This window comes from Limibacter armeniacum (assembly GCF_036880985.1).
Classification (GTDB): domain Bacteria; phylum Bacteroidota; class Bacteroidia; order Cytophagales; family Flammeovirgaceae; genus Limibacter; species Limibacter armeniacum.
This window is the reverse complement of the sequence record NZ_JBAJNO010000003.1, coordinates 301,721-316,300: the sequence shown is the minus strand read 5'-3', so window position 1 is coordinate 316,300 and position 14,580 is coordinate 301,721. Positions and strand designations below refer to the sequence as shown.

7 protein-coding genes are annotated in these 14,580 nt (G+C 43.3%); 6 read left to right on the top strand and 1 reads right to left on the bottom strand.

All coding sequences use genetic code 11. The annotated features are described in order from the left end of the window. The first annotated feature begins 61 nt into the window (after positions 1-61). A complete protein-coding gene (locus V6R21_RS03585) occupies positions 62-4,066 on the top strand; it encodes a hybrid sensor histidine kinase/response regulator transcription factor (RefSeq protein ID WP_334240976.1) in 4,005 nt (1,334 codons plus the stop codon). A gap of 41 nt (positions 4,067-4,107) precedes the next feature. On the opposite strand, the gene V6R21_RS03580 is transcribed toward V6R21_RS03585, so the two are convergent. Continuing rightward, positions 4,108-5,340, bottom strand: coding sequence for a DUF4861 domain-containing protein (locus V6R21_RS03580; protein WP_334240974.1), 1,233 nt, complete (start codon positions 5,338-5,340; stop codon positions 4,108-4,110). A 429-nt stretch (positions 5,341-5,769) separates the two neighbouring features. Here V6R21_RS03580 and V6R21_RS03575 point away from each other — a divergent pair, with 429 nt between their 5' ends. From V6R21_RS03575 to V6R21_RS03555, 5 genes are all read left to right on the top strand, one after another. Then, positions 5,770-8,799 (top strand): SusC/RagA family TonB-linked outer membrane protein, encoded by a 3,030-nt coding sequence (locus V6R21_RS03575; protein ID WP_334240973.1) that lies wholly within the window; start codon positions 5,770-5,772, stop codon positions 8,797-8,799. A 39-nt stretch (positions 8,800-8,838) separates the two neighbouring features. Beyond that, positions 8,839-10,344, top strand: coding sequence for a RagB/SusD family nutrient uptake outer membrane protein (locus V6R21_RS03570; protein ID WP_334240971.1), 1,506 nt, complete (start codon positions 8,839-8,841; stop codon positions 10,342-10,344). Positions 10,345-10,454: 110 nt separating this feature from the next. After that, the gene (locus V6R21_RS03565) at positions 10,455-11,672 is read left to right on the top strand and encodes a glycoside hydrolase family 88 protein (RefSeq protein ID WP_334240969.1); all 1,218 of its coding nucleotides are present in this window, start codon (positions 10,455-10,457) and stop codon (positions 11,670-11,672) included. Between the two features lie 78 nt (positions 11,673-11,750). Further along, positions 11,751-13,796, top strand: coding sequence for a cellulose binding domain-containing protein (locus V6R21_RS03560; RefSeq protein WP_334240966.1), 2,046 nt, complete (start codon positions 11,751-11,753; stop codon positions 13,794-13,796). Positions 13,797-13,921: 125 nt separating this feature from the next. Next, complete coding sequence (locus tag V6R21_RS03555; RefSeq protein WP_334240963.1) at positions 13,922-14,554, top strand: hypothetical protein; 633 nt, start codon at positions 13,922-13,924, stop codon at positions 14,552-14,554. Positions 14,555-14,580 lie beyond the last annotated feature (26 nt).

The window sequence follows — 14,580 nt, the reverse complement described above, 5'->3', positions numbered from 1 at the left end:
ATAAAAAAATCACGGAATTATTATATTAACTGTTGAAGTTACCCTTTATAATCCGTGATTTATGTTTGTAACCCCAAAACACTTCAGGCACTTGCTTCTTGTAAGCGGTCTATTGATTTTTTCTGCATTCTCATTTGCTCAGCAATTGAACTTCAAGCACCTGATGGTGGAAGATGGACTTTCGCAGACATCCGTATTGGCATTTCTGGAAGACAGGCAGGGGTTTGTCTGGATTGGAACCCGTGACGGGTTGAACCGCTATGATGGACATGAGGTGAAGGTTTTCCGCCATGAGGTAAATGACTCGACTTCGCTCAGTGGAAACGTAATCAGGGATATCGCTCAGGACAGGTTTGGAAACATCTGGGTAGGAACCAATATGGGGATCAGTCTCTATGATGAACTGACAGGAGGCTTCCAAAATTTCCTGTTATATGGCATGGGAACTTCGGGTTTGAAAGGCAGTCTGCTCCATGTGCTGGAAACAGATCAGGAAGGCAACCTTTGGGTTGGTATGGACAATGGTATCTACCGTTATGATTCTCTTCAGAAAACTTTTATGCATGAGGAAAGACTCTCAGCCTATGACGTGATGAGCATCTTTCAGGATCATGAAGGACACTTCTGGATTGGTACCTCTAGGAGTGGTGTCTTACTCTACAACCCTGATTCGGAGAGTGTCATGCAGTTCCAGCATGAGCAGGATAACCCGAAAAGCATCAGTAACAATTTTGTGTACCGCATCTATGAGGACAGCCAAAATCGCTTATGGTTTTGTACAGGTGAAGGGGTTTCGCTGCTTCAGAAAGACAAAGGCAGTTTTATTCGGTATCAGTATGACCCGACTAGCCCGCTTTCGCTCTGCCATAATACGGTCAGGGATATAGTGGAGGATAGGGAAGGGAACCTTTGGTTTGGCACTTTTAAGGGGATCAGCATACTGAAAAAAGGAGCCGATGGTTTTGAAAGCCACACTTATCACCCTGAATATATCTCAGGGCTTTCACACGAGTCGGTACATGCCTTAATGAGGGACAGAAGGGGCTCCATCTGGATTGGCACTTATTTCGGTGGTGTCAATATCTATGACCCTTACCTCAATCAGTTTTCTTTTTATGGAACTGATAACCTGTACAAGGAAAAGGGGGTAAGCTTTCGAGTGGTAGGTCCAATGGCGGTAGACAACAATCAGCAACTCTGGATTGGTACAGAAGGAAAAGGAATCAACAAGCTTGACCTGAAAACAGGAAAGTTTGAACATCTGGATACAAGACACTTTGATGTGGAGAAAGTCAATGTCAAATCCCTTTGCTGGTCTTCTGACAATAAGCTTTGGATTGGGCTTCATAGGGGAGGCATTTTTATCTATGACCCTAGTCGAAAATCCTATAAGGAGTTTGCGCCTGAAGGCAGGAATTATAGGGACAATGCAGTATTGAGCATCAAGGAAAGTGGAGACAGGGTTTTGTTGGCAACACATCTGGGATTGGATATTTACAATAAGGCGAATGGAAAAGTCAATAGGGTGAAGCTTCATGGTGAGCAGACAGTGGAAGTCCGTGATGTGATCGTGGACAAGGATGGAAACATCTGGTTTGCCACAGAAAGTAAAGGTGTATTCAGCTATAACGAACAGGCAGGTATAATCCATCATTACCCTACTCTGGGAGAAAATACAAATGGGTTAACGAGTAATTTTACTTGTACGTTAATGGAGTCATCAGATGGACACATATGGATTGGAACCAAAAGTGGTGGGTTAAACTGCTTGGATAAGCAGACAGGAAAGTTCACGTATTTTACAGCGGAGGATGGTTTGCCTAGCAACAGCATCAATGCCATGGTTGAAGACCAAGATGGTGCAATCTGGATTTCTACCTTGAAGGGAATCAGCCGCTATCAGCCAGATCAGGGAACCTTTACCACATTCAGGTGTGGGGAAATGATTCCCGTTGAAGAGCTAAACGAAAGGGCTTTGGTTCAGGCGGGTAACGGTCAGTTCTTTGTGGGGAGTATGCAGGGACTGGTGGCTTTCAATGCAGGACAGGTAAGTCAGGAGTCATATGAACCGCCCGTAACCTTGACTTGGCTAAAGGTCAACAATCAAAAAATTTATCCATCTGATGAGAGCGGCATCCTTGAAAAGCCTTTGTCTGCGAGCAAGAAAATCACGTTGACCTATGAGCACACCAATTTTTCACTGGGTTATACAGCGCTTGATTTTCTGAATAGTCCTGATACACGATTTGCCTATAGGTTGGAAGGGCTGGACAAGGATTGGATAAATTCAGAAAGCAACTACTCGGTAGGGTACGCCAACCTTGCAGCAGGAAATTACACCTTCAGGCTAAGGTTGGAAGGCGCAAAAGACCAGGAAGTATCCTTGCAGATTGAGGTACTTCCTGCGCCATATTTTACATGGTGGGCTTATTTGCTGTATGCCTTTGCCGCATTCGGACTGATCCTGCTTTTCAGGAACTATACAATTCGAATTGAGAAGATGAAGCATAGTTTGGAACTGGCTGAGGTGGAACGGAACAAGCTGGAGGAACTGAGCCAGATGAAGCTGCAATTCTTTACCAATATCTCACATGAATTCCGTACACCCCTGACGTTGATCATGACCCCGATAAGGAGCCTACTGGAAAATCGGAAGGCCGATAAGGAAACCAGACACAAGCTGGATATGGTTTACCGAAATTCGCAGCGACTTTATAACCTAATCAATGAGCTGATGGATTTCCGGAAACAGGAAACAGGGCATCTGAAATTGCAGATGAAGGAAGAAAGCCTGCTTGATTTTCTTCAGCATATCCATCAGTTATTTCAGGACCATGCGACACATCTGGGAGTTGATTTTCAACTAAACTTGTCAGAAAGCGCTCCGGTATGGATAGATAGCTATCAGATGGAAAAGGTAATGGTCAACCTGCTGTCCAATGCATTCAAGTTTACAGAAAAAGGAGGGGCGGTTAGATTGGCTTCATCGCTTTCAGCAGATGGGAAAAGTGTGGAGATCTCTGTCACTGATACAGGAAAGGGGATCAGAACCGAAAATCTGGACAGCATTTTTGAAAGGTTCTATCAGGTAGAAGGAGACAAGCGTCTACAGTCATTAGGTTCTGGTGTTGGATTGGCATTGACCAAGGGAATTGTGGAGATGCATGGAGGCAAGATTCAGGTGGAGAGTGAAGAAGGGAAAGGAACAGTTTTCCGTATTAGCCTGAGATTGAGTGATAGCCATATTCCTATTGAACTGAAGCAAGCACAAATAGAGAAAGAGGAAAACAAGGAAATGGATGGACTGTCCATCCTGATTGTGGATGACAATCAGGATATGCGAAGCCTTGTAGGTAGCTGCTTTGATGCGAGCTGTAAATTACTCGAAGCAGAGGATGGTGAGCAGGGATTTGAATTGGCGCTGAAACATACACCGAACCTGATCATCAGTGATGTAATGATGCCGGGCATTTCAGGAACTGAACTTTGCCGAAAACTCAAAAGGCATGTCAAGACGGCTCATATTCCTGTACTGTTACTGACTGCCAAACATGGTAAGGATGCTAAACTGGTAGGACTTGAAGCAGGAGCAGATGATTATGTAACCAAACCTTTTGATGCCAACTTGTTGAGAGTGAGGTGCAAAAACCTAATCAGGTCGCATCAGGTTTTATTGAAAAGGATGGTGAAGGCTGAGAAGACGGGTCTGAAGCAGGAAAACAGCATGAGTCTGCTGGATGATAAGCTGGTGAGGGATGTCAGGAATGTAATCAGCAAACATTTGGCTGACCCTGACCTGAATGTGAACCTGTTGGCAAAGGAAGTGGGGGTAGGCAGAACGATGCTCTTTACCAAACTGAAGTCCCTGACAGGGCAGACACCAAATGATTTGATCTTGCAATACAGGCTGGAGAAAGCTTCTGAGATGCTGATGGCAGACAAGAGCAGAAGTGTTTCCGAGGTTTGCTATGCGGTTGGATTCAACTCACCCAAGTATTTCAGCAAGTGTTTCCAAAAGCAGTACGGACATTCTCCTACACAGTATATCACACTGTTTGCAGATTAATAGATCCTTCGGCAATCAGCATTGCCGAAGGATCTATGAGCTTACTGGTGAATCTCAATCTGGATAGGATTGTTGAGTTTAAGGCTGTTTTCTTTCAGCATTTTTTCAAATCCTGCCTTATGGCTGAAAAGGGAGTCGGTAACTTCCCACCCTGCAAAGAAGTAAAACTTTACAGGCTCCTGACCATTGGGTTTCAGTTTACAGAAATAGGTTGAGGAGATGGACGCCGCATCCGCAGCAGTTTCACCATACCCATTGAAGTACGTCTTCGGAACGATCAGCCCCATACCGAGATGGTCTTTATTGAGGGATTGGATATCGTGCGTATAGAGCATTGCATAATTTTCATCCAAGGTATCCACGTAAAGTTCTTTGGCATCCATGTTTACGATACCTGTCACCAGATTGGAAGTCACGGTATCGGTAAGCGTAACCTGACTTTCATAACAGTACTGGCCCTTCCAAAGGGTTATTTCTTCCGTCAGGTTATAGGTATGGTCATCCACTTGCCATCCCTTGTAATGTAACCTGAATTTGGTTCTGGCGGGTCCTTCAGAAACCATTTCATAGATGGCATCCTCTGTTTCACCCAAGCGATACAGCTGTTGTTCTTTTTCCATGGCCAGTGCACCCGCCCCAAGAGAGTTACCTACTTTCAGGATATCCATACCCCACCAGTCCATCTCGTGGTAATTGCCTTTGGTGCCAACCCAGTCCAATACGAGTTCTGGTGTTTTCTTCCCCCAGATATCCTTGCCATTCCGGCTGTCAAAGTAAGTACGGAAGCCGACTTTGTCATTTTCCCATGAAACGCCTTCCATCTGGTAGAGAGGAGGCTGTGATTGAGGCAAATGTTTCTTGTCCCTTTTCTCAAACACAACATCAGTAAAGGTGCCATTCCGTTCTGGAGACTTGCCTAGCCTTACATTGGTGGTGGCTTTAAATACAGGTAAAGAATCCTGCGCTTTAATATAGAGTTTTCGCTGCTGTTGAGGCATAAAGTCAAGGACAAGCGCCAACTCATCCCATTGCTGGTCACCATTGAGGTCATCCTTTTGAAAAGGTACCAGAAGACCTTCTTCGTCTATGATGATAAATTGATCATAAGGAAGTGATAGGGCTGATTTTTTGATAGTTACAGGTTCATCTGCTCTGGCTATATCCAGATTGTTTTTCAAAATAATTTCAGTGTTTTCCTTTTGCTTTTCACAACTGAAAATGATCAAGGTAAACAGCACCAAACTGATCAGAATATTCTTTAGGTTTTGTTTCATAGTATCCTTTAAAAAATGGAAAGAATTCGAACAGTTTAAAAGTAGAGATTGCCTGTAAAGCTGATGGGGTAAAATCGTTCAAAAAGGGGAGTGAAATTGTACAGTGCCGAAATTGAACTCAAATAGCGTAAAAAATACGCTTGTGTATTATTTTACCCCTATCTTCGGATTAAATTAGGTTTGGTTTCATTTTAATCATTTTATGTTTGACCTGTAAGCATTGCCAATAAACACACATTAAATATGCTTACACTGAATAGCTATTCAACATCTAAAACACAGTTACATTTTAATTTATAATACAGTAAATATTGAAGCCTTAATCAACACTTATACTTAATAATTATATCTGATGATATGCATTCCATGGAATGAAATATCATTCAGAATATAACCCAAACGAATGCTACTACTAATAATAATATGAAGATGAAACGACAACCTCTTTTGGTCTTGCTGTTGCTCTTGCTTACAGCAGCATTGACACATGCACAAAATATGATATCGGTCAAAGGGACTGTCTCTGACAAAGGCACTCCTTTGCCTGGTGTATCCGTTCAGTTGAAAGATACCTCGACCGGTACAATTACAGATATTTCGGGAAAGTTCAGCTTGCAGGTTCCTGCTGATGGACAGCTGGTTTTCTCATTTATAGGATACATTTCACAGGAATTAGCTGTCAATGGAAGAACTGAGATTTCCATTGAACTGAAAGAAGACCTGAAACAGCTGGAAGAAGTAGTGGTAGTAGGGTATGGTACACAGAAAAAGAGCGACTTGACTGGTTCCGTAGCGTCCGTTAAGGCAGAAGACCTGTCAGCATATCCTGTAGCTGGCGCTACGCAGGCATTGCAGGGGAGAATGGCGGGTGTACAGGTACAGTCTAACAATGGAGAGCCTGGAGGTTCTTTCAAAGTTAGGATTAGAGGAGGCTCATCCATCAATGCCAGCAGTGATCCCATCTTTGTGGTGGATGGTTTTGTGGGGGGTACGTTGCCACCGCCTGAGGATATTGCCTCAATTGAAGTGCTGAAAGATGCATCAGCTACAGCAATTTATGGTTCTAGGGGCGCAAATGGTGTCATTCTGGTGACAACCAAGAAAGGCAAGTCAGGACAATTCAGAATCAGCTACAATACCTCTTATTCTGTACAGAAGGAGATCAACAGGTTGGAGTTGTTGAATGCCAAAGAGTTTGCCGCCTACATCAATGAAATCACACCGGAATCTTATGACCTGAACAGTTTGCCATATGATACAGACTGGCAGGAGGAGGTATTGCAGCAGGGGTCTATCCAGAACCACCAGCTTTCGGTTTCAGGAGGCAATGAGAATGTGAACTACTATATCTCAGGAGTGTATTACGATCAGAAAGGTATTATCCTGAACTCTGCCACCAAACGATATTCCATTACAAGTAACATCAATATCAAGGCAACAGATCATCTGAGTTTTGGAACCAACCTTTTTGCCAGAAGAACCAATACGGATGGTGTGGATACTCAGGAAAGTGGGGGTGGAACCAATGATGCAGGTGTTATCACATCAGCCATGGTGTTTTCACCTGCTCAAGGCATCTATGATGAGAACGGCAACTTCACTACCAGTGAGATTGGAGACCCAAGAGACAACCCTTATGCCATTGCTACACAGAAGCTAAACAACAAGGTGGCTGACAGGTTGCAGGGCAATGCATTTGCTGAGTTAGCATTGATGGAAGGACTGAAGTTTAGAAGCTCCTTGGGCGTGAGTGTTGATAACAGCCGCAACGGCATCTTTATTCCGACTACGTTGAATGCAGGACGAAATGTAGGTGGTGAAGGAACCATCTCAACAGCAAAGAATGCTACAGTACTAAACGAGAACTACCTGAGCTGGAACCATATCTTTATGGAAGATCATCAGCTATCCATGATGGCGGGTTACTCTTACCAGTCTAGCAGAAATGAAAGCTGGTTATCCAAAGGACAGTCGTTTATCAGCAATAGCACGGAGTTTTGGGATCTTGGTGGCGCATCTGTTTGGCAGCGCCCGGAGTCAAAGCTGGCTGAGTGGACATTGGCATCTTTCTATGCAAGAGCCAACTACAATTACAAAAGCCGCTATATGCTGACATTCAATGCGCGCTATGATGGCTCATCTACTTTCAGTAAGAACAACAAGTGGGGCTTTTTCCCATCTGGGGCTATCGCATGGAATGTGGGTGAAGAAGAATTCCTGAAAGGGAATGAGTTGGTGAGTCAGTTGAAGCTGAGAGCGAGTTATGGGGTGACGGGTAATACAGCGATCGGACCATACCAGTCGCTGGCGAGGTTCTCACCTCAGTTTGCCGTAATTGGTGGCAGTACCGTAAATGCCTTTGTACCAAGTTCAGTTGCCAATGATAACCTGACTTGGGAAACTACAGGACAGATGGATTTGGGTGTCAATGTAGGTTTTTGGGATGACCGTCTGACATTTGAAGCGGACTATTACCGCAAGGTTACCACTGACCTGCTTTTTAGTGTGCCGTTGCCTGAATACACCGGATATGGCACACAGCTGAAAAACATTGGCTCCATTGAAAACAAAGGTTTGGAACTGGCAATTAATTCAGTGAATATGACAGGAGCCTTTGAATGGGAAACAGGTTTCAATATCTCATTTAACCGAAATAAAGTGCTTTCATTGCCAGATGGACTGGATATCATGTACGAATCAGCTCCGGGTTCTATGGTAGGATTAGGGGATACGCAGATACTTCGTGAAGGACAGCCAGTTGGAGCATTCTATGGCTGGATCTATGACGGTGTCTATCAGGAGGGAGATACCTTTATTGAAGGAGGAGGTTTTGAGCAGGAAGCAGGAGGTGAGAAATACCGTGACATCAGCGGACTGGATGATGAGGGAGAACAAACCAATACACCTGACGGACAGCTCAACAATGCAGACAGAACTGTGATCGGTAACCCGAATCCAGATTTTATCTGGGGCTTGAACAACTCTTTCAAGTACAAAGGTTTTGACCTGAATATCTTCTTCCAAGGTTCACAAGGCAATGATATCCTGAGCTATACCCTGCTGGAACTGGAGCGTGTATCAGGTATGACCAATTCAACCAAGAATGCCCTCAACCGTTGGACACCAACCAATACGGATACCGATTTCCCTAAAGCTTCGGCTGGCAGGGCAAGAAAAGTCTCGACTCGTTTCGTATATGATGGTAGTTACGTGAGATTGAAAAATATCTCATTGGGTTATACACTTCCACAGAATATGCTTCAGAACCTGAAAATCTCATCGGTGAGGTTTTATGTAAGTGCACAGAATATCTGGACAAGCACAAGCTATCCGGGTGTGGATCCTGAAGTCAACTACATGTCATCAGGAAGCGCCAACGGCAACCTCAATCAGGGACTTGATTATGGAAGTTATCCGAATGCAAAGTCCTACACATTCGGCATGAATGTCAATTTCTGATCGGCAGTGAACCAATTCTGAATTTTAAACCCAATGAAAATGAAAATCAAACATATAGCAATAGCAACCCTTCTGCTTTTCAGCATGGGAAGTTGTACCAATCTGGATGAAGAACCGGTAGGTGTATTGGCACCTGAAAGTGTCTTCAATACAACAGGAGATATTGAGTCGGCTATTTTTGGAGCCTATGGATTGTTGGCACACGAAAATATTTATGGTAGAAAACTAACCCTGACATTGCAGGTAAGAAGTGACATGAGTGATATAGGGGACAGGGGAACTCCTGCAAGGCGTATCCAGATCAATGACTTCAATCTGGATGGGAATAATGGAATGGTGACGGCGTTCTGGCCTGCACTCTACAGTGTAATTGGAGCTGCCAATGCAGCCATTGAGGGAACAAAGCAGGTGGAAGCGGATGAGAAGGAACTGCTGGAGCTGGAGGCTGAGGCAAGATTTGTCAAGGCATTTGCCTACTATCATTTGGTGCGTCTGTTTGGGGATATCCCTTATGTAGCGGAATTTGTGAAAGATCCTGAAGCGCTAAGCACCATTAGCAAAACCAAGGAGGCAGAAGTATATCAGCATATTGTGGATGACCTACTGTTTGCAAAGGAACATGGGGTAGATAAGCATGAAAATGAGGTGCGCTCAAGGGCTACTGCAGGTAGTGCAGCTACCATGTTGGCTTCGGTTTACCTGACCATGGGCGAATATGATAAGGCAGCTGAGGAAGCCAAGTGGGTGATCAGTAATGCTGGTAAATTCGGCTATTCACTTGAAAACGATTTTCAGGACTTGTTTCGTGCTGAAATAGCAGACCAGCTGAAGGAACCGATCTTCACGATCGACTTCCTTGCCCAGCAATATGCAGGTTCGTCCAATGATGACCTGATGGGACCAGTAACAGGTATCAGGGGTTCTGAACAAAACGGTTGGGGTGTTAGTGTGCCTTCCATGAAAGTATATGAAACTTGGGACGATAATGACTACCGCAAGCAGGTAAGCTTTTTTGATGAGGTGATGGTAAATGGTGTACTGACGAGTTACCCTGATTTTCCTAATGAGAAACGCCCGCATATTGCAAAGTTTACCCGTTTCTCTGGAAATGCGGAAAACAACAACCGAAGATCAGACAATAACTATATGGCCTTCAGGTATGCGGAAGTGCTATTGATGGCAGCTGAAGCCATCAATGAGGTAAATGGTCCTACTGCTGAAGCCATTGGATATGTGAATCAGGTGAGAGAAAGAGCAAGAAATGCGGCAGGGGTTATGAATACTTTCCCTGTAGATATTTCTGGATCCTTTACACAGGATGAGTTCCGTGAACTGGTGTTGGATGAGAGAAGGCTTGAGCTGGCTTTTGAATTCAAGAGATGGTATGACATCAAGCGAAGAAATTTGCTGGAGAAAGTCTTTACAGGCCCCGATGCTTTGGAGCCGCATGAGAATGTAAGTGCCAGCAGGGATTATCACTTTCCATTGCCTCAGGATGAATTGCAAAGGAACCCGAACCTGTTGCCACAAAACAGCGGATATTAAACCATATCTTATCCCTACTGGAAGTGATTTTTCAGTAGGGATAATTTAAAACAGTCAGGGAGTTTACAATCCTGAAACCTATCTAACTTGTACAGTTAAAATCCTTCATAATGCAAAGAATTATTTTTTATCTCGCAGTGGCGGCAGCTTGTACTGGGTGTCTGAATAAACAAGGACAAACCGTACAGGAAGCCAGTGCCAAAACGGAATTGTCAGTAGATGATCAGCTAATTTCCAGAAGTTTTACAAGAGCTGAAGCCCAATTGTTGAGGGCTTGTGACAGCCTACCTGAAGCAAACGCCTTTCCCCGTTCGTTGACAGAAGATGGGGCATTGTTGGCTGTCTCCAGCGGCAACTGGGTAAGTGGATTCTTTCCTGGTAGTTTGTGGCAGTTATATCAGTACAAGCAGGATGGTCAGATAAAAGATCAGGCTATCCGATGGACAGAGGCATTGGAAAAGGAACAGTTTAATACCAGTACACACGATGTAGGATTTATCCTGAATTGCAGCTTTGGAAATGCCTATCTGGCAACTGGGAATGAACAATACAAGAACATACTGGTACAGGGAGCAAAGTCACTGCTGACAAGGTATAACGAAAATGTAGGCAGTCTGAAGTCATGGGACTGGTCTGATGAGTGGAAATTCCCTGTTATTGCAGACAATATGATGAACCTTGAGTTGCTCTTCAGGGCAACAGAATATACAGGAGATTCCCTTTATTATAACATTGCAAAAACGCATGCGTTGACCACATTGAAAAACCATTTCAGGGAGGACAACGGAAGCTTTCATGTCGTGGATTATGATCCTGAAACAGGTGAAGTACTGGAAAAAGTGACCCATCAGGGATTGAATGACAGCTCAACTTGGGCTAGGGGAGAAGCATGGTTGCTGTATGGCTACACAATGTGTTACCGTGAGACAGGAGAAGAGGCATTTAAGTCTCAGGCTGAGAAGATTGCGACGTTTGTTATGGAAAACCCTGCAATGCCATCGGATAAGATACCTTATTGGGACTATAATCTGGAAAGTCTGGAAGGGCAACCTCGTGATGCATCAGCGGCTGCTATCAATGCTTCAGCATTGGTAGAACTGGCTAAATTGGTTCCTGAAAAGCGTGCCACTTATCTGGCATATGCCATTGATATCCTGACCTCTCTTTCCTCGGAAAAGTATCTGGCAGACAAGCATGCAGCACATGTATTTGTACTGGAACATTCCACCGGCAATAAGCCTAATGACAGCGAAGTGGATGTGCCACTTGCATATGCTGACTATTATTACCTGGAGGCATTGAACAGGCTTTCCTCTCTAAAGCAGTAAGCTTTTAATGGTGAATTCATCGGGTGAAATTTTACCCGATGGATTTCACGGTTCTTTATCATAACAATCAATCAACAAATGAGATCATGGTCAATCACCATTCTAATCCTGCTTATGGCAGGAACTCAGTACCTCTATGCTCAGGTCGCTGATCTTCAAGCTGCTTTGGACAATGCACAGCCCGGAGATGTGATCGAGTTTACAGGTACTCATGCAGGACCAATCCTGACCAAGGTACATGGAACAGCATCCCAACCCATCACAATCAGGGGGATAGGAACAGCCACCATTTTGGGAAGCACTACCTCGTCAGGGTATGGGCTTGAGGTATCGCATAACTATTACCGATTTGAGAATTTCACCATCAGGAATTTCAAGAAAGGGATCTACATTTTTGATGCGGATCACGGGATTGCCAAAAACATTGTCATAGAAGATATCGGGCAGGAGGCATATAAGGTGAAGCGATACAGCAACTACTGGTTGTTTGAAGCTTGTATCGCACGCAATACTGGTTTAAGTGGCAATTATGGAGAAGGGTTTTACATTGGGGATGCAGACAATAACTGGGAGAGCAGTACTTCTCCTGATACTTCAGGATATGTAACACTGCTAAACTGTATCGCTGAGGACACAGGTAATGATGGATTTGATGTAAAGGAAGGAGCCCATCATGTCAAGATGATCAATACAATTGCCAGATTTCCGAACAGGCAGCCTACATTGGGAGCATCGGTTGGGGATTCGGGTTATTACCTCAGGGGAAATAACATACAGATCATCAACGGAAAAGTGCAGGACCTGACCAATGGTACCAGTGCAGGGTTTAAGATCTATCAGGAAACCAGTGCCACTGATGGGAATACCTATGGGGATGATGTGGAACTGAAAGGCATTGAAGGGAATAACCTGACAGGTTACCTGTTGCACCTGCATAAGTCATCCATGAACATACCATTATATCCGGATTATATTATGACCAATGTGGCAGGGGGGCTTTACAAGTCTTCAGTTGTAGCTGATCCTACACCACTTTCATCTTTCACAGAGATGACATGGAGTGGTGAAGGCGGAGATACTTATGCTGGCACTGGCGGATCAGGGGGAAACAGCCAGCCAACAGTATCGATTACCGCTCCTCAGAGTGGAGTATCGTTTACAGAAGGTGATAATATCACCATCACAGCCACAGCTTCTGACAGCGATGGGAGTATACAGCAAGTTGCATTCTATAATAATGGAAACCTGTTGGGCACCGATACAACTTCACCCTATACCTATACGATCAGCAATGCATCGCAAGGTGGATATGCACTTTCTATAACAGCAACTGATGATGATAATGCGACAGCGACAGCATCAGTTAATATATCTGTCATCGGTTCAGGAGGAAGTGGTGGTGATCTGGAAGTAGCATATGAGGAAGGGGATGGAGGGAGTGCAAGCAATAACTCTATCAAGCCCTACCTGAATATTGTCAATAATGGAACTTCTTCTGTTCCACTGAGTGAGTTGACGGTTCGCTATTGGTTTACCAACGACAATCCAGCTCCTTTAAATTTTGTTTGTGACTATGCAAAAATTGGAAAAAGCCATATCAGTGGAAGTTTTGCATCAGTAAATAGGGCAGGGGCAACCAACTATTTGGAACTTTCATTTTCTTCATCTGCTGGAAGCATCAGTGCTGGAGGTGAAACTGATATTATCAAAGCACGAGTCCACAAGACAGATTGGAGCAATTTTGATGAAACAGATGACTATTCCTACGATGCCTCTAAAACATCTTTTACAACCTTTGATAAGGTAACACTTTATAGAAATGGCGCATTAGTTTGGGGAGTAGAACCATCTTCTGGAGCTAGGTTAGCCTTTCAAAATACAAAAAAATTGATCAAGGTATATCCAAACCCTTCAATAGGTCAAATAAATGTTATGTTAAGTAAAGCAGACGTGAGAAGAACTGTTGCTTTATTGACTTTGGAAGGTAAACAGGTATTCAGCAAAAAAATAGAGACTGAAACGGAAAGTATAAGTATTCCAACTGAGGAACTGACTAAAGGAATTTACTTGTTGTGGGTGGATGATGGCAGCGAAGTTTTTCAGCAAAAAGTACTGATTCAATAATTTATAGAAAGCAGAATGTATACATTCTGCTTTTTGTTTTTTAACAAAAATAATTAGACACAAAAAGCTTATTCAAGTATCTTGGCTCAGACAAAACAAATATTTAAACCTATTTTTTAATTCAAATGAAAGAGAAATTATTGCTGCCGCTTTTTATACTACTTTCAACTTCTCTTTTTGGTCAGTATAAACTGAAGGATGGATTCACCTTAGATGATCCGATACTTACAGATAGTACATCGACTGTGATGATCACTGTTAGGTACAGTGAAAATGCAACGAAAGTACCACTATTCGCTTCAGGTTACTATGCGAATATTCTTTTCTATGACTTTAATGAAAACGTAAGTGAACCACTGTTTAAGAAAGACGTTTTTATTGATGAATTTCCACAAAAACATGATAATCAGTACTTCTCAAGGAGAAGTGAAGTCAATCAGCATCTTTTTTCAACAAGTCAATGGCTTTTTTACTTTGTAAAAGACATTGATATAAATGATAGAAGAGTTTCACATACTAAAGTTCCATCAGTCTTGTATGTGTCGGATAGAAAAGGAAAAAACTTGAAGGCATTGACCAGTTCAAACGAACATGCAGTAAAGATTAATATATTTGAAGATCAGGGTTTTGCATTGATCAAGATGCTGAGAGATCAGAATGGAGATGGCAAGTATGATAGGAATGATATGGATTATTATTACTTAAGGTTGGATATAAAAACATTGGAACTGCAACCTGCCGTTCATGTTGTTTATTAATAAGAAAATGAGAAGTAAAAAAGGTC